The organism is Microbacterium meiriae (assembly GCF_040686935.1).
GTDB lineage: Bacteria > Actinomycetota > Actinomycetes > Actinomycetales > Microbacteriaceae > Microbacterium > Microbacterium meiriae.
In genome coordinates this window covers 549,127-563,927 of record NZ_JBFBMF010000003.1, presented here as the reverse complement: position 1 = coordinate 563,927, position 14,801 = coordinate 549,127, and the positions used below count along the sequence as shown (strand labels likewise).

At 72.1% G+C, this 14,801-nt stretch carries 14 protein-coding genes; 10 read left to right on the top strand and 4 right to left on the bottom strand.

Annotated elements, in window-relative coordinates; all coding sequences use genetic code 11:
* Window positions 1-86 precede the first annotated feature (86 nt).
* Window positions 87-1,535, bottom strand: coding sequence for an NAD(P)H-quinone dehydrogenase (locus AB0P08_RS12765; protein WP_025105680.1), 1,449 nt, complete (start codon window positions 1,533-1,535; stop codon window positions 87-89).
* 48 nt (window positions 1,536-1,583) lie between these two features.
* On the opposite strand from AB0P08_RS12765, the gene AB0P08_RS12760 reads away from it, so the two are divergent.
* Genes AB0P08_RS12760 through AB0P08_RS12750 form a run of 3 tightly spaced genes read left to right on the top strand, consistent with a single transcriptional unit; the run spans window position 1,584 to window position 4,350 of the window.
* Window positions 1,584-2,417 (top strand): purine-nucleoside phosphorylase, encoded by an 834-nt coding sequence (locus tag AB0P08_RS12760; RefSeq protein ID WP_187661926.1) that lies wholly within the window; start codon window positions 1,584-1,586, stop codon window positions 2,415-2,417.
* On the top strand, window positions 2,414-4,084 hold the full coding sequence (locus tag AB0P08_RS12755) for a phospho-sugar mutase (RefSeq protein ID WP_259954623.1): 1,671 nt from the start codon (window positions 2,414-2,416) through the stop codon (window positions 4,082-4,084). Before AB0P08_RS12760 ends, AB0P08_RS12755 begins: the two co-directional genes overlap by 4 nt.
* A gap of 2 nt (window positions 4,085-4,086) precedes the next feature.
* Entirely contained in the window at window positions 4,087-4,350 is a 264-nt protein-coding gene (locus AB0P08_RS12750) for an HPr family phosphocarrier protein (protein WP_187661928.1), read from the top strand.
* 3 nt (window positions 4,351-4,353) lie between these two features.
* Here the strand turns inward: AB0P08_RS12750 and AB0P08_RS12745 are convergent, their stop codons facing one another.
* On the bottom strand, window positions 4,354-6,276 hold the full coding sequence (locus AB0P08_RS12745) for a BglG family transcription antiterminator (RefSeq protein ID WP_363590087.1): 1,923 nt from the start codon (window positions 6,274-6,276) through the stop codon (window positions 4,354-4,356).
* A 164-nt stretch (window positions 6,277-6,440) separates the two neighbouring features.
* Between AB0P08_RS12745 and AB0P08_RS12740 the strand changes: the two genes are divergently transcribed.
* The 7 genes from AB0P08_RS12740 to AB0P08_RS12710 are packed head-to-tail and all read left to right on the top strand — an operon-like array spanning window position 6,441 to window position 12,714.
* Window positions 6,441-6,758 carry a PTS sugar transporter subunit IIB gene (locus AB0P08_RS12740; protein ID WP_363590086.1) on the top strand — a complete coding sequence of 106 codons (318 nt, stop codon included), beginning with the start codon at window positions 6,441-6,443 and terminating at the stop codon, window positions 6,756-6,758.
* Window positions 6,755-7,036 (top strand): HPr family phosphocarrier protein, encoded by a 282-nt coding sequence (locus AB0P08_RS12735; RefSeq protein ID WP_187661931.1) that lies wholly within the window; start codon window positions 6,755-6,757, stop codon window positions 7,034-7,036. The genes AB0P08_RS12740 and AB0P08_RS12735 overlap by 4 nt, the downstream gene beginning before the upstream one ends.
* Window positions 7,033-8,718: a phosphoenolpyruvate--protein phosphotransferase gene (gene ptsP, locus AB0P08_RS12730; RefSeq protein ID WP_363447002.1), complete on the top strand. Its 1,686-nt coding sequence runs from the start codon at window positions 7,033-7,035 to the stop codon at window positions 8,716-8,718. The genes AB0P08_RS12735 and ptsP overlap by 4 nt, the downstream gene beginning before the upstream one ends.
* Complete coding sequence (locus tag AB0P08_RS12725) at window positions 8,715-10,349, top strand: PTS mannitol transporter subunit IIBC (RefSeq protein ID WP_363590085.1); 1,635 nt, start codon at window positions 8,715-8,717, stop codon at window positions 10,347-10,349. The genes ptsP and AB0P08_RS12725 overlap by 4 nt, the downstream gene beginning before the upstream one ends.
* A complete protein-coding gene (locus tag AB0P08_RS12720; RefSeq protein ID WP_187661934.1) occupies window positions 10,346-10,780 on the top strand; it encodes a PTS mannitol transporter subunit IIA in 435 nt (144 codons plus the stop codon). The genes AB0P08_RS12725 and AB0P08_RS12720 overlap by 4 nt, the downstream gene beginning before the upstream one ends.
* On the top strand, window positions 10,777-11,931 hold the full coding sequence (locus tag AB0P08_RS12715; protein ID WP_259954620.1) for a mannitol-1-phosphate 5-dehydrogenase: 1,155 nt from the start codon (window positions 10,777-10,779) through the stop codon (window positions 11,929-11,931). Before AB0P08_RS12720 ends, AB0P08_RS12715 begins: the two co-directional genes overlap by 4 nt.
* Window positions 11,932-11,967: 36 nt before the next feature.
* Window positions 11,968-12,714, top strand: coding sequence for an alpha/beta hydrolase (locus AB0P08_RS12710; RefSeq protein WP_363590084.1), 747 nt, complete (start codon window positions 11,968-11,970; stop codon window positions 12,712-12,714).
* Here AB0P08_RS12710 and AB0P08_RS12705 read toward each other — a convergent pair.
* Together AB0P08_RS12705 and AB0P08_RS12700 are read right to left on the bottom strand one after the other, a co-directional pair.
* Window positions 12,711-13,580, bottom strand: coding sequence for a carbohydrate kinase family protein (locus AB0P08_RS12705; protein ID WP_363590083.1), 870 nt, complete (start codon window positions 13,578-13,580; stop codon window positions 12,711-12,713). The genes AB0P08_RS12710 and AB0P08_RS12705 overlap by 4 nt on opposite strands.
* 82 nt (window positions 13,581-13,662) lie before the next feature.
* A complete protein-coding gene (locus tag AB0P08_RS12700; RefSeq protein ID WP_363590082.1) occupies window positions 13,663-14,778 on the bottom strand; it encodes an adenosine deaminase in 1,116 nt (371 codons plus the stop codon).
* Window positions 14,779-14,801: the final 23 nt, after the last annotated feature.

Below are 14,801 nucleotides of genomic sequence, written 5' to 3'. Positions count from 1 at the left end.
GACACGCGAGACCCCGCTTTCACGCCGAGACCCCGGGCTGCAGATGTCTGCAGCCCGGGGTCTCGGCGATTGCGCGGGGTCTCGGGTCAGGAGATGTTCACGAGGTGCATCGCGCGGCTCGCGTCGGTGATGCTGCTCGAGAGCGAGGGGTACGCGGCGAAGACCCGGGAGACCTGGTCGACGGTGAGGCGACGCTCGACCGCGATCGCGATGGGGTAGATGAGCTCGGAGGCCTTCGGTGCCACGATCACGCCGCCGATCACGGTGCCGGAGCCCTTGCGCGCGATGAGCTTGACGAAGCCGTCCTTGATGCCCATCATCTTCGCGCGCGGGTTGGCGGCGAGCGGGAGCTTGTAGACCATGCCGTCCGCGAGGCCGTCCTCCACGTCCTTGACGCCGTAGCCGACGGTCGCGATCTCCGGCGCCGTGAAGATGTTGGAGGTGATCTTGATGAGCTCGAGCGGGATGACGATGTCGCCCAGCGCGTGGAACACCGCCGTGCGACCCTGCATCGAGGCCACCGAGGCCAGGGGGAAGAAATTCGTGCAGTCCCCGACCGCGTACACGTTCGGCACCGAGGTGCGCGCGACGCGGTTCACCCGGACGTGTCCGGAGTCATCGAGCTCGACACCGGCCTCCTCCAGACCGATGCCGGCCGTGTTCGGGATCGAGCCGACGGCCATGAGGCAGTGGCTGCCCTCGACAGTGCGACCGTCGGACAGGGTCACCGTGACGCCGTCTCCGGTGACCTCGACCTTCTCGGCGCGCGACTTGGACAGCACCTGCATGCCGCCGCGCTTGAACACCTTCTCGAGCACGCGCGCCGCATCCTGGTCCTCGCCGGGGAGGACTTGCTCGCGGCTGGAGACGAGCGTGACCTTCGCCCCGAGGTTCATGTAGGCGGAGGCGAACTCGGCACCGGTCACGCCGGAGCCGACGACGATGAGGTGCTCGGGCAGCGCCTTCATGTCGTAGAGCTGGGTCCACGTGAGGATGCGCTTGCCGTCGGGCTTGGCGGAGTCGAGTTCGCGCGGCGAGGCGCCGACCGCGACGACGATGGTGTCGGCCTCGACGCGGTCGAAGTCCGTGCCCCGCTCGCCCGTGGAGACGACGATGGCGTTCGGACCCTCCAGACGGCCGTGACCGGAGAGGATGCGCACGCCTGCGTCGAGGAGGGTGGTGCGCATGTCCTCGGACTGCTGACCGGCCAGCGCCACGAGGCGCTTGTTCACCGCCGCGAGGTTGATGGCGATCTCCGGCTTGAGGGGCTTGCCGTTCTCGCCCTTGGCGTAGAAGTTCACGCCCAGGTCGCTGGCCTCGGAGATGGCGACCGCGGCGTCCGCCGTTGCGATGAGGCTCTTCGAGGGCACCACGTCGGTGAGCACGGCGGATCCGCCGACACCGACGCGCTCGACGAGGGTGACCTCCGCTCCGAGCTGGGCGGCCGCCAGGGCCGCCTCGTAACCGCCGGGTCCGCCGCCGAGGACGGCGACGCGCTGAGTGCGCTCGAAAGTGGTGGAAGACATGCTCTCCATTCTTCCGCAATCCTGGCACCGGAGCCTGCCACTTCCTAGAGTGGATCCATGCCTGAAACCCACAGCAACCCCCTCGACGACCCCTCTGCGAACCCGTTCGAGGTCGCAGCCGAAGCCGCCGCCGACATCGCGCGGCTGACCGGCGTCGAGAAGCACGACATCGCCCTCACGCTCGGCAGCGGCTGGGGCAAGGCCGCCGACCTCATCGGCGAGACCGTGGCGACGATCCCCGCCACCGAGGTCACCGGGTTCTCGAAGCCCGCTCTGGAGGGCCACGTCGGCACGCTGCGCAGCATCCGGACGCCCGGCGGGAAGAACGTCCTCGTCATCGGTGCCCGCACGCACTACTACGAGGACCACGGCGTCCGCCGGGTCGTGCACAGCGTCCGCACCGCCGCAGCCACCGGCGCGAAGATCATGGTGCTCACCAACGGCGCCGGCGGCATCAGGGAGACCTGGAAGCCCGGCCAGCCCGTGCTGATCAGCGACCACATCAACCTCACCGCCGACTCCCCGCTGGAGGGCGCGACGTTCATCGACCTCACCGACCTCTACGCGAAGCGCCTGCGCGACATCGCCCGTACGGTCGACCCCGCCCTCGACGAGGGCGTCTACACGCAGTTCCGCGGCCCGCACTACGAGACCCCGGCCGAGGTGCAGATGGCCAAGCACATCGGCGGCCACATCGTCGGCATGTCGACCGCGCTCGAGGCGATCGCGGCGCGCGAGGCCGGCATGGAGATCCTCGGGTTCTCGCTCATCACGAACCTCGCGGCCGGGATCCAGCAGACCCCGCTCAGCCACGCCGAGGTCATCGAGGCCGGACGCGAGGCGGAGCCGGTGATCTCCGACCTGCTGGCCCGGGTGGTCGAGGCCCTGTGAGCGAGGAGCGGCTCGCCCAGGCCCGCGCCTGGCTGCGCCAGGACCCCGACCCGCAGACCCGCGACGAGCTGGCCGGCATCATCACCCGCGCCGCCTCCGGGGATGAGGCCGCCACGGCGGAGCTCGACGACCGCTTCGGCAGTCGTCTTGCGTTCGGCACGGCCGGGCTCCGCGGCGCGCTCGGGGCGGGAAGCAACCGGATGAACCGGGTGCTCGTCTCCCAGGCCGCGGCGGGCTTCGCGGCGTATCTGCGCGAGCGGGCCGCGGGCGCGACCCCGACCGTGGTGATCGGCTACGACGGCCGCCGCAACTCCCGGGTGTTCGCCCAGGACTCCGCGGAGCTGTTCGCCGGTGCCGGCCTGCGCGCGATCCTGCTCCCCCGCCTGCTCCCCACCCCCGTGCTGGCCTTCGCGGTGCGGCACCTCGGCGCCGACGCCGGCGTGATGGTGACCGCGAGCCACAACCCGCCGGACGACAACGGCTACAAGGTGTACCTCGGCGGCGCGGATCACGGCTCGCAGATCGTGGCTCCCGCCGACGCCGAGATCGCTGCGCACATCCAGCGCGTCGCGGACGGCGGAGACGTGCGGACCCTGCCGCGGTCCACCGCCTACGAGACCGCGGGCGAGGATCTCGTCCAGGCCTACGTCGCCGCAACCGCGGCCGTCGCCCCCGCACCCGCGGCGGGCCGCCGCCTGCGCTGGGTCTACACCGCGATGCACGGCGTCGGCTGGGAGACGTTCGCGCGCATCCTCGACGCTGCCGGCTACCCGCGGCCGATCGTGGTCGACGAGCAGCTCCACCCGGACGCGACGTTCCGCACGGTGTCCTTCCCCAACCCGGAGGAGCCGGGCGCCATGGACCTGGCGTTCGCCACGGCCCGGAGGGCGAAGGCGGACTTCATCCTCGCCAACGATCCGGACGCCGACCGGCTCGCCGTGGCCGTCCCCGACGACACCGCCGCGGACGGCTGGCGACGTCTGACCGGCAACGAGGTCGGACTGCTGCTCGGCGCCCGCGCCGCGCGTGCCGCGGCCGGAACTCCCGGGGCCTCGCTCGCGTGCTCGCTCGTCTCCTCCCCCGGGCTCGGCGCCATCGCCGCCCACCACGGGTTGGACTTCCACGAGACGCTCACCGGGTTCAAGTGGATCTCGCGGGCGCCCGGCATCGTCTTCGGCTTCGAGGAGGCCCTGGGCTACCTCGTCAACCCCGAGACCGTGCGCGACAAGGATGGCATCTCCGCCGCGGTCGCCGTGCTCGGGCTGGCCGCCGAGGCGCAGGAGCGCGGGCTGACCCTCGCCGACCTCGTCCGCGAGGTGGGCGACACGTACGGTCACTTCGCGAGCTCCCAGGTGTCGGTGCGGGTGGCTGACCTGTCGCTCATCGGCACGGTGATGCTGTCGCTGCGCTCGCTTCCGCCCACGCAGATCGGCGGACGCTCGATCGCGTCGACCGAGGACCTGCTGCAGAGCGCACCGGGGCAGCCCTCCGGGGACGTGCTGCGGTACCGGCTCTCCGACGGATCCCGGGTCATCGTGCGCCCGAGCGGAACAGAGCCGAAGCTGAAGGTCTACATCGACGCCGCAGCCGACTCCGCGGAGGGTGCGGCGGCCGCCGTCGCCGAGCTGGAGGCCGGTGTCCGGGTCCTCCTGGACGAGCGCTCCTGACCATGCCCGTCCGCCACGTCGTCGTCAGCGCCCACAACGGGGTGCACGCACGACCGGTCGCGGAGCTCGTGCGCCTCGCGCAGGCGCACGAGCTCCCGGTCACGCTGCGCACCGCCGGCGGCACGGCCGTGGATCTGCGCAGCGTCCTCGCGGTGATGGACCTCGCCCTCGCCCCCGGGGACGCCGTGACCCTGGAGACGCCGCCGGGTCCGTCGTCCGAGCGCGTCCTCGCGCAGCTCGCCCTGGTGCTCGCGCCCGACGCCTGAGTCTCAGCCGTCGATCACGGCGACGAGCTCATCGAGGAAGCCCTCGAAGGTCGCCCCGCGGCGGACGATCCGCTGCACGCTCTCCCGCTCGCTGAACACCTCGACGAGCTGCTCGAACACGGTCTGGAAAGCCGCCCTGTCGCTCTCGCTGAAGGCGGCGAGCGCGACGACCTGCACGCGTCCGTCCCCCCAGGCCGCCGACCCGTCCGCGACGCCGAGCGCGATCGCCGTCCGGGTCGCGGTCATCTGCAGCGCGTGCGGCACGGCGAGCGCGTCGGTGAAGGCTGTGGACGACATGCGCTCGCGGACGATCGTGTTCTCCACGTAGTCGTCTCCGATCAGCCCCGCGCGGACCAGCGGCGCGCCGAGCCGCCGGATGATGGCCTCTTCGCCCTCGTCAGGGAGCGGGTGCACGAAGGCATCGGGGTGGAAGTAGCGCGCGAGCTCCTCCCGGAGCCGGGCGAGCCGTCGACCGCGGCGCAGCCGCCCTGCGGCCCCCTGGATGCGGTCGACGTCGGCGTCCGTGAGGAACGGCTGGATGCGCACGAACCGGTCGCCGGAAGCCCCGGGTTCGATCGTGCTCAGCACGAGGTCGGTGTCGAACGACGCCCAGTCCGGGTCGACGTTCGTGACGACGCTGGTGACCTCGATCGCGGAACCCAGCGAGCGGTCCACGCTCGAACGCAGGAGTTCGTGGAGTTCGTAGTAGCCGGGGCAGACGATGGTCGCGGTGAGGATGGACTCCGCCTTGCGGCTCCGCTCCAGCCGTCCCCCGACGTGCATGGCGATGTAGGCGATCTCGTCGTCGTGGATGGGCGTGCCGAGCCGGTCGTGCAGACCGCTCGCGATCGACACCGCCACCTCGAAGATCATCGGATAGGTCGTCTTCAGCGAGCGGGTCAGCGGGTTCCGGGTGAGGGCGCTCTCCTCGGCTCGGCGCAGGAGGTTCTGCACGTGCAGCGCGAGGCGGAGCACGAACGTCTCGTCGACGAGGTCGACGCGGTAGTCCTCCGCGGCCCGCGCGATCTCCGCTCTGACCGCCGCCTCCACGTCCGGGGCGACGCCGCTGCGGGCGAGCTCCTGCGCCGCCTCGCCACCCGGCGCGACGATCCGCGTCAGGACCAGGGAGGCGAGGTGACCGCTGTCGCCCTCGCCCAGGACCACGGCGAAGTGCTCGGCGGCGAGGCGGGCGATCACCGCTCCCACCCGCGGGATCTCCGGTCGAGCTCCCACGGGGGGTGCCTCGAGGGCACGGCCGGCGGCCACCCGCTCGGCGGCGATCGCGATGTGCAGGAGCACGTCGGCGATCGCGAGTTCGTTGACGTAGTAGCCGAGTTCGCCGAGCTCGCCCACGAGGGCCGACTTGAAGGGTCCGACCGCCTGCGCATCGACCGCGGTCCCGGAGAGGGCCCGCCGGAAGATCTCCGGGTGGAACGACGCGTCATCCATCTCGTCGTGGGCGAGGCGGCTGAGCAGGCGGCGCTGGGCGGCCTCGTCTCCGCGGAGACGCACCCGTTCACGGGCCCGCTCGAGCGTCAGGTCGGTCCCGTCGAGGAGACCGCGGACGCGGACCAGGTCCGCCTCCAGCGTCGCCTCGCTCACGTGCAGCGCATCCGCGGTGTCGAAGACGTCGATCCCCTCCGGCTCGTCCAGGAGCAGCCGGACGAGGGCGTGCAGCCGTTCGCGCGGGGCGGAGTCGCCGCCCTGCCGGACGCGCAGCGCACCGCGGGCGCCGGGACCCGCCCGATAGCCCGCGGGGCCGGACTCGACGACCGCGGCGCCCGGCGTGCGGGCGTTCAGTGCCGCGACGTAGGAGCGGATGCTCCGCGGGGTCACACCCAGGAGATCGGCCAGCGTGCCTGCGGTCGCCCAGCCCTCCTCGCGCAGCAGCGCGGCGAGGAGCTGGTCCTGACGCTGGCGCGACATGGTCCCTCCGAGTTCCCGTGCTGACGGCACTGTCCGACTGCTCTCCATGATGACAGCCTCCGGCGGCACGGGCGCGGCGAGGAGCATTCCGCAGGGGCGGAAGAGAACGTGTTGGTGCCGCCGTGGTCACATTTCCCAGACTGTTCTCAGGAAGGGTGACATCGATGAGGATTCTCGTGGTCTGCGGCGCCGGCGCGTCGAGCACGTTCGTCGCTCAGCGCCTGCGCACTGCCGCAGCGGCAGCAGGCCTGGACTGGGATGCGGATGCCGGGGTCGAGAGCACCGTCCCCCTCGGCGGACACGACCTCGTCCTCGTGGGCCCGCATCTGCGTGAGCGCCTCGACGCCATCCGCGACCTGACCCGCGCGCCCGTCGCCGTCCTGCCGGACGACGTGTTCGCGGACCGCGACGGCGTCCGCACCCTTCTTCTCGCCCAGTCGACCCTCGCCGCCGCCGGCGGGGCCCCGAAAGGAACACCATGACCGCCACCCGCACCGTCCGCATCGGCTCCTCGCACGGACTGCACGCCCGGCCCGCAAAGATCTTCGCGCAGGCCGCGAAGGACTCCGGGCTCGCGGTCACGATCGCCAAGGACTCCGGCACGCCGGTCAACGCCGCGAGCATCCTCGGGGTGATCGCGCTGGCCATCGAGCACGGCGACTACGTGACGCTCACGGCCGACGGCGACGGCGCCGAGGGCGTGCTGGACACGCTCACCGAGCTGCTGACGACCGACCACGACCAGGACGCGGCCGGATGAGCGCGTTGCGAGGAGTGGGCATCGGTCTCGGCGTCGCGCAGGGACCGGTCGTCCGCATGACCGAGGCGCTGCCCGCGCCCGAGAACGTCCCGAGCACCGCCGGGGCCGATGCCGAGCGCGCGCGGGTCCGCGAGGCCGTCGCCGTCGTCGCGCAGGAGCTGACGCAGCGTGGCGAGGCCGCCGGCGGCGCCGCGCAGGAGGTGCTGGAGGCGCAGGCGATGATCGCCGAGGACCCGACGCTGCAGGACGAGGTCGACGCGAGGATCGATGCCGGGGCCACCGCGGAATGGGCCGTTCACGACGCCTTCGCGGGCTTCCGGGCCACGCTCGAGGCCGTCGGCGGCTACCTCGGCGAGCGCGCCGCCGACCTCGACGACATCGCGCAGCGGGTGCTGGCCCGGCTGCGCGGGGTGGACGCCCCCGGCGTGCCCGATCCCGGGCACCCGTTCGTCCTCGTGGCACGCGACCTCGCGCCCGCTGACACGGCACTGCTGAACCTCGACCAGGTGCTCGCCCTCGTCACCACCGACGGCGGCCCCACCTCCCACACGGCGATCCTCGCCAGGGAGAAGGGCATCGTGGCTGTGGTCGGCGTCGGCGACGGGCACGCGCTGACGACCGGGGAGACCGTGATCGTCGATGCCGCCGCAGGCGTCATCACCCGCGAACCGACCGCCGAGGAGCGCAGCCGCGCCGCCGAGCGCGCCGCGGCCAGACTGGTCGCGGACGACGCGCCGCTCACGCCCGGTGCGCTCGCCGACGGCACACCGGTCGCCCTCCTCGCGAACCTGGGGAAGCCCGCCGACGCCGCTGACGCGGTCGCACGCGGGGCCGAGGGCGTCGGGCTGTTCCGGACCGAGTTCCTGTTCCTCTCCGCGTCGCAGGCGCCGACCGTGGCCCAGCAGCGGGAGTCCTATCGCGAGCTCCTGGAGGCCTTCCCCGGCAAGAAGGTCGTCGTGCGGATGCTCGACGCAGGGGCCGACAAGCCCCTGGCCTTCCTCAACGACGCGCACGAGGAGAATCCGGCCCTGGGGTTGCGCGGTCTGCGGGCTCTCCGCGCGAGCGAGGACATCCTCCGCGAGCAGTTGACCGCTCTGGCCGAGGCCGACGCCGCGACCGACGCCGATCTGTGGGTCATGGCGCCCATGGTGGCCACCGTCGAGGAGACCGTGTACTTCACAGGCCTCGCCCGCGAGTACGGGCTGAAGACGGCCGGCGTCATGGTCGAGGTGCCCTCCAGCGCCCTGCTCGCCGACCGCGTCCTCGCCCACGCCGACTTCGCGTCCATCGGCACCAACGACCTCACGCAGTACACGATGGCCGCGGATCGGCTGCTCGGCTCGGTCGCCTCGTTCCAGGACCCCTGGCACCCCGCGGTGCTGCGGCTGGTGCGCGAGGTCGGCACGGCCGGTGCCCGCCTCGGCAAGCCGGTCGGCATCTGCGGCGAGGCCGCGGCCGACCCGCTGCTCGCGGTCGTCCTCGTGGGGCTCGGTGCGACGAGCCTCTCCATGGCGCCGTCGGCCCTCGCGGACGTCCGCCAGGCGCTCGCCGCCCGCACTCGCGACGACGCCCTCCGCCTCGCGGAAGCCGCGCTCGCCGCGGACGACGCCCCCTCCGCCCGCACCGCTGCGGCGACCCTCGCCGCGGCACTCCCCCCTCATCAGAAAGAGACCACATCATGACGACGACGTCACCCGCCGCCACCGCCCCCGGTGGCCTCCGCGTGGGCGTGCAGCGTTTCGGCACGTTCCTCTCCGGCATGATCATGCCGAACATCGCGGCCTTCATCGCCTGGGGCTTCATCACGATGCTCTTCATCCCGAAGGGCTTCTTCGGCGCCGAGAGCCCGTTCGGCTGGCACTGGGCCGGCGTCGCCGAGATCATCGGCGGCGGCGGCGACTCCGCCGTCCTCGGCTGGCAGGGCGCGATGACCGCGGTCGCCGAAGGCGCAGATGGCAACATCCTGGCCTACGTGGGCCTGGTCGGCCCGATGGTCACCTACCTGCTGCCGCTGCTGATCGCGAACACCGCCGGCCGCATGGTCTACGGCGAGCGGGGCGGCGTGGTCGCCACGATCGCGACCGTCGGCGTGATCGTCGGCACGAACATCCCGATGTTCCTCGGCGCGATGATCATGGGCCCGATCGCCGCTTGGATCATGAAGCAGGTCGACAGGCTGTGGGACGGCAAGATCCGCCCTGGCTTCGAGATGCTCGTCAACAACTTCTCCGCCGGCATCCTGGGCATGCTCCTCGCCATCGTCGGGTTCTTCGCCTTCGGTCCGGTCATGCTGGGCATCAGCGCCGCGCTGGGCGCCGCCGTCGACTGGCTCGTGTCGCTCAACCTGCTGCCGCTCGTGTCGATCATCGTCGAGCCGGCCAAGGTGCTGTTCCTCAACAACGCCATCAACCACGGCGTGTTCACCCCGCTGGGGATCGAGCAGGCTGCGGAGACGGGCAAGTCGATCCTCTTCCTCATCGAGGCGAACCCCGGCCCCGGCCTCGGCCTGCTGCTCGCCTTCACCTTCTTCGGGGTCGGCGCCGCGAAGGCCTCGGCTCCCGGTGCCGCCATCATCCAGTTCTTCGGCGGCATCCACGAGATCTACTTCCCGTACGCTCTCAGCAAGCCGACCACGATCCTCGCGCTCATCGCGGGTGGAGCGGCCGGCGTCACCACGAACATGGTCCTCGGCGGCGGACTGGCCTTCCCGGCCGCCCCGGGCAGCATCATCGCCGTGACCGCCGCGGCCATCGGCCCCGGCGTCGCCAACCTCCTCGTGGTGTACCTGTCGGTCATCATCGCCGCGACGGTGACCTTCCTCATCACCGGCGTCATCCTGCGGGCCTCGCGCAAGCGCGACCTCGCCGCCGAGGGCGACACGTTCGGCGCGGCCATCGCGCAGACCGAGGCGAACAAGGGCAAGTCGTCCGCGGCGATGGACGCCCTGCGCACCTCGACCGCGACGACGGCGCCGGAGTCCACGCCCGCTCCCGCCACCACTGCAGTCGCGGCGGCCCCGATCGAGACCATCGTGTTCGCGTGCGACGCCGGTATGGGCTCGTCCGCCATGGGCGCCAGCGTGCTGCGGAACAAGCTGAAGAAGGCCGGCATCGAGGGCATCACCGTCACGAACGCCGCCATCGCCAACCTCGACGGCGCCGCCGACGTGGTCATCACGCAGCAGCAGCTCACCGACCGGGCCGCGGCGAAGTCGCCGGACTCCCTGCACGTCTCGGTGGACAACTTCATGAACTCGCCGAAGTACGACGAGGTCGTCGAGATGGTCAAGGAACAGCGAAAGGACGAAGAATGAGCGTTCTCACAGCCGAGCAGGTCCGCATCCACCCGGGAGGCGCGTCGCGGGACGACGCGCTCCAGGAGGCGACGGACATCCTCGTCGCCGCCGGTGCGGTGACCCCGGCGTACGTCGATGCGATGCGTCAGCGCGAGGAGACCGTGTCGACGTACATGGGCAACGGCCTGGCCATCCCGCACGGCACGAACGAGGCGAAGGACACGATCCTGGCGTCCGCGCTCTCCGTCGTCCGCTACGACGGCGGCGTCGACTGGGACGGCGAGCAGGCGAGGTTCGTGATCGGCATCGCCGGCGTCGGCGATGAGCACCTGGACATCCTGTCCCGCATCGCGATCCTCTTCTCGGAGGAGGACGACGTCGCCCGGCTGGAAGCGGCGGCGACGCCGGACGAGCTGTTCGCTCTCCTCTCGGAGGTGAACGAGGGATGAAGGCGGTCCACTTCGGGGCGGGCAACATCGGGCGCGGTTTCGTCGGCCTGCTCCTGCACGAGGGCGGGTACGAGGTCGTGTTCAGCGACGTCGCGGACGCGCTCGTGGAGGCGATCGACCGGGCGGACTCGTACACCGTGCACGAAGCCGGCCCCGGAGGGACCGACCACGTCGTCTCCGGGTTCCGTGCGGTGAACAGCCGCACGGACCCCGCCGTGGTCGCGGAGGAGGTGGCGACGGCCGACGTCGTCACGACCGCCGTCGGCCCCACCGTGCTGCGGTTCGTCGCCCCGTCGATCGTCGCCGGGCTCGCGCTGCGCTCCCCCGAGGCCGCGCCGCTGCAGGTGATGGCCTGCGAGAACGCCATCGGCGCCACCGATCAGCTGCGGCAGGAGATCGTCGCGGCGGCGGGGCCGGATGCCGACGTCCTCCTCGCGCGTGCGGTGTTCGCGAACACCGCCGTCGACCGCATCGTCCCGGCGCAGCCGGACGGTGGGGGCATCGACGTCACCGTCGAGCCGTACTTCGAGTGGGCGATCGAGGCCCGGCCGTTCGGCGACACCCCGCCGCGCATCCCCGGCGCCCATTTCGTCGACGACCTCGCGCCGTACATCGAGCGCAAGCTCTTCACGGTGAACACCGGTCATGCCGCCACCGCGTACTTCGGTGCACGGGCGGGCATCGAGCGGATCTCGGACGCCCTCGCGGACGACGCGATCGCCGCGCAGGTGTCGGCCGCCCTCGAGGAGACCTCGGCGGTGCTGGTCGTCGAGCACGGGCTCGACCCCGCAGACCTCGCGCAGTACCGTGCGACCATCCTGGAGCGGTTCCGGAACCCGGAGCTCGTGGACACCGTGCAGCGGGTCGGCCGTCAGCCCCTGCGGAAGATCTCCCGGCACGAGCGGTTCATCGGCCCCGCGGCGATGGCGGCCGAGCACGGGCTGCCGACGGATGCCCTGGTGGCCGCCGTCGCCGCCGCGCTGGAGTTCGACGACGCCGCCGACGAGCAGTCGGTCGAGCTGCAGACCCTTCTGCGCACGGAGAACGCGGCCGGCTTCACCGTCCGCACCACCGGCCTCGATCCGGAGCACCCGCTCTTCCCCGCCGTCCGCGACGCGGTGGCCCTCCGTCAGGCGGCGCTCGCCGGTTGAGGGACGCGGCGTCGGGGCCGGGGTAGCGTTGCTGCTGTGCAGAAGAAGCCCCGGCGCCGCGTCCTGAAGCGAGTCCTGTGGAGCGTGGCGATCGTCATCCTCCTCGCCATCGGCGGGATCCTCGTCTGGAGCCAGGTCGGCGTCATGGCCGCGGAGCCCGCACCGCTGACCGCCGTCCGCGAGAACCCGGCGATCACGGTGACCGATGCCGACGAGGGGATCGTCCTGGAGCCCGCGGACGGCTCCTCCGACCGGGGACTCGTCTTCATCCCCGGCGCGAAGGTCGACCCCTGGGCCTACGCGTCGATCCTCCAGGGGCTCGCGGCGGAGGGCACCACGGTCGTGATCACGCGGCCCTGGCTCCATCTCGCCTTCTTCGATCCCCGCGGACTCGACTCGTTCACGAGCGCCGCGCCCGACGTCGGCGTCTGGGCCGTGGGCGGCCACTCCCTCGGCGGGGTGCGCGCCTGTCAGCTCGCGACGGACGCCGATGCCCTCGTCCTCTTCGCCTCTTACTGCGCGACCGACCTCGCAGGCACCGACCTCCCGGTGCTGAGCGTCTCCGGCAGCGAGGATGGTCTCTCCACACCCGAGAAGATCGCGGACGCCCGCTCCGAGCTCCCCGCGGACGCCGAGTTCGTCGAGATCGACGGCGCCTCCCACGCCTCCTTCGGCGACTACGGACCCCAGTCCGGCGACGGCACCCCGACGATCGACGACGACGAGATGGACGCCGAGGTCACCGAGGTCGTCGGCGGGTTCCTGGAGCAGGTCGCGCCCTAGGCCGCCCGCGGATCCCCGAGGATCGGGTCGAGCAGCGGGTGCAGATGCCGGGTGGTCAGTACTCCGGCGGCCGAGCGTGCGCCCGCCGAGAGCGCCGACGCCAGGTCCGCGCCTCCCAGCCGCGCGTCGAGGACGCCCGCGAAGAACGCGTCGCCGGCGCCGTTGGTGTCGATGACGGCGGTCGGCAGCGCAGGCACCCGCAGCTCGGCCCCGTCCGCCCCCACCGCGACCGCTCCCTCGGCGCCGAGCGTGCACACCGCGAACGCCGCTCCCTCCGCGACGACGGCGCGGAGGAACTCCACCGGCGCGTCCAGCCGGTCCGCGTTGCAGAAGACCGCCGTGGCTGCCGTGAGGAACGGCCGGTGGTACTCCCCGACGCCGTCGTAGTCGTGCACGTCGACCCACAGCGGCGTGCCGCTGGCCACTGCGAGCGGGAGCAGCCGTCGCGGCTCGGCGGCCAGGTCGAGGACGACGGCGTCGGCTCCAGCCATCTCCGCCGCGTGCGCCGCGTCCGCCTCCCCCGTCGTCTCCGCCGGGGTCGAGAGGTACAGCGACACCCGCTCACCGCGCGGCGTCATCAGGTTGAGGTGCCGCTCGGTGATCCCGTCCGTCCAGTGCGCGACCACTCCGGCCGCCTGCAGCGCCTCGCGGACGCGCAGCCCGTCCTCGTCCTCTCCGGCGATGCCATGCAGCACGACCGGCCGCCCCAGCGTCGTCAGGCTCAGCGCCTTGCCGGCGCTCGTGCCGCCGACCGTCTCCCAGCTCGCCTGCGCGAACTGCATGTGGGGCACGGGCTCGGGGAGCCGGTCGAGCAGGACCATCCGGTTCCACGAGGCGGGACCGGCGAGGAAGACGGAGGCGGGCATGCCCCCATCCTCGCTTCCCGCCTCCCGTTCCGGCCGTGCCGACGGGTCGTGTCGGCCGCGACGGGTCGTGTCGGCCGCCGGGTCAGGCGCCGAAGCCCTCGGCGATCATCTCGACGAGCTCCTCGCGCTCCTCGACGGGGAGGAACGCCGCAGCGGCGGCGTTGAACTGGAAGGCCTCGAGGTCGTCGAGGTCGTACTCGAACGTCTGCACGAGCAGCGCCAGCTCCCGCGTGAGGGAGGTCGCGCTCATGGTGCGGTTGTCCACGTTCACCGTCACCGCGAACCCGAGCTGGTACAGCAGGTCGAACGGATGATCGGCGAGGGTCTGCCCCCACGCCGCGACGGCTCCGGTCTGCAGGTTCGACGACGGGGAGAGCTCCAGCGGGATCTCCCGATCGCGCACCCAGCGGGCGAGGTCGCCGAAGCGCACCTGCACCTCGTCGCCCTCCTGCGTGACGACCTCGAGGTCCTCCGCGATGCGCACGCCGTGTCCGAGTCGGAGCGCACGCCCGTCCAGGAGGGCGGAGCGGATCGAGGCGAGCCCGGCCGCCTCCCCCGCATGCACGGTCACCGGGAAGAAGTTCTCGGCGAGGTAGTCGAAGGCCGCGCGGTGGTCCGACGGAGGGAAGCCGTCCTCGGGGCCGGCGATGTCGAAGCCCACGGCACCCCGTCCGCGGAAGTCCACCGCGAGCTCGGCGATCTCCCGCGCCCGGTCGGTGTGCCGCATCGCGGTGAGGAGCTGGCCGACGCGGATGCTGCGGCCGTCGCGGTCGACAGCGTCCTCACCCTCCTCGATGCCCTGCTGCACCGCCTCGACGGCGTCCTCCAGCGAGAGACCGCGCGCCTGGTGCTGCTCCGGCGCCCAGCGCATCTCACCGTAGATGATTCCGTCCGCCGCGAGGTCCTGGACGAACTCTCGCGCGACGCGCGTCAGCCCCTCACGGGTCTGCATGACCGCGGTGGTGAGCTCGAACGTCTTCAGGTACTCCACCAGCGATCCCGCGTCGCTCTTCTTCGCGAACCACGAACCGAGCGCGGCAGGGTCGGATGCCGGGACCTCGAGACCGATCGCGTCGGCGAGCTCGATGATCGTGGCCGGGCGCACCGCGCCGTCCAGGTGGTCGTGCAGCGACACCTTCGGCAGACTCCGCAGGGAGACGCCCTGGATGGCGACGTCGCCGCTCGCATCGATCGACATGGGGATCCTCTCGGTCGCGGGGT

What these genes read in the sequence shown, in the direction of transcription:
- AB0P08_RS12705 (WP_363590083.1), bottom strand. Translation starts at nt 13,580, where the DNA reads ATGCCCGCCTCCGTCTTCCTCGCCGGTCCCGCCTCGTGGAACCGGATG.
- AB0P08_RS12700 (WP_363590082.1), bottom strand. Translation starts at nt 14,778, where the DNA reads ATGTCGATCGATGCGAGCGGCGACGTCGCCATCCAGGGCGTCTCCCTG.
- AB0P08_RS12720 (WP_187661934.1), top strand. Translation starts at nt 10,346, where the DNA reads ATGAGCGTTCTCACAGCCGAGCAGGTCCGCATCCACCCGGGAGGCGCG.
- AB0P08_RS12725 (WP_363590085.1), top strand. Translation starts at nt 8,715, where the DNA reads ATGACGACGACGTCACCCGCCGCCACCGCCCCCGGTGGCCTCCGCGTG.
- AB0P08_RS12715 (WP_259954620.1), top strand. Translation starts at nt 10,777, where the DNA reads ATGAAGGCGGTCCACTTCGGGGCGGGCAACATCGGGCGCGGTTTCGTC.
- AB0P08_RS12765 (WP_025105680.1), bottom strand. Translation starts at nt 1,535, where the DNA reads ATGGAGAGCATGTCTTCCACCACTTTCGAGCGCACTCAGCGCGTCGCC.
- AB0P08_RS12750 (WP_187661928.1), top strand. Translation starts at nt 4,087, where the DNA reads ATGCCCGTCCGCCACGTCGTCGTCAGCGCCCACAACGGGGTGCACGCA.
- ptsP (WP_363447002.1), top strand. Translation starts at nt 7,033, where the DNA reads ATGAGCGCGTTGCGAGGAGTGGGCATCGGTCTCGGCGTCGCGCAGGGA.
- AB0P08_RS12740 (WP_363590086.1), top strand. Translation starts at nt 6,441, where the DNA reads ATGAGGATTCTCGTGGTCTGCGGCGCCGGCGCGTCGAGCACGTTCGTC.
- AB0P08_RS12735 (WP_187661931.1), top strand. Translation starts at nt 6,755, where the DNA reads ATGACCGCCACCCGCACCGTCCGCATCGGCTCCTCGCACGGACTGCAC.
- AB0P08_RS12760 (WP_187661926.1), top strand. Translation starts at nt 1,584, where the DNA reads ATGCCTGAAACCCACAGCAACCCCCTCGACGACCCCTCTGCGAACCCG.
- AB0P08_RS12745 (WP_363590087.1), bottom strand. Translation starts at nt 6,276, where the DNA reads ATGTCGCGCCAGCGTCAGGACCAGCTCCTCGCCGCGCTGCTGCGCGAG.